The organism is Burkholderia sp. Bp9143, from assembly GCF_003853645.1.
Lineage (GTDB): Bacteria > Pseudomonadota > Gammaproteobacteria > Burkholderiales > Burkholderiaceae > Burkholderia.
Map to the genome: position 1 here is coordinate 1 of NZ_QTPO01000166.1, position 560 is coordinate 560.

The 560-nt window shown below is 60.2% G+C and carries 1 pseudogene; it reads right to left on the reverse strand.

Annotated elements, in window-relative coordinates:
- Nucleotides 1–16: 16 nt before the first annotated feature.
- Nucleotides 17–560 (reverse strand): annotated as a pseudogene (locus DIE23_RS39155) (IS5 family transposase); the annotation flags it as partial.

Below are 560 nucleotides of genomic sequence, written 5' to 3' on the forward strand. Positions count from 1 at the left end.
AGAAGCTGTTGCGAAATTAATCGGATGCCGCCTTGAGTTGGCTCCAGCAAATCAAGCTGCACGCGAGCGAGAGGAATGCCTCGTGCACGTGTGGGTAGCGTTCGTAGCGGATCTTGAGCCGTCTGAACGCGTGAAGCCAGGCAAAGGAACGTTCGATGAACCAGCGCGTTTTACCGAGGCCACTGCCGTGAGGCGAACCGATCTTGGCAAGCAAGGGTGTGATGCCGCGTTCGCGCAGGCGCTGCCGGTGCGGCTCGGAACTGTAGCCTCGGTCACCCTGGACAATTTTCGGCTTGCGCAGAGGACGTCCGCGCTTTCCTCGAATGGGAGGAATTGCCTCGACCAACGCATCGAGTTGCGTGATGTCGTTGCAATTCGCCGCAGTCAAGATGACCGCGAGCGGGATGCCTTGCGCGTCGACGATGAGATGGTGCTTGCTGCCGAGCTTGCGCCGGTCCGTTGGGTTCGGGCCAGTTTTTTTCCCGCCAGCATCGCGCGAACCGAAGAGCTGTCGACAATGGCGCGTGCCATGTCGAGTTGGCCACGACGGCGTAACTCTG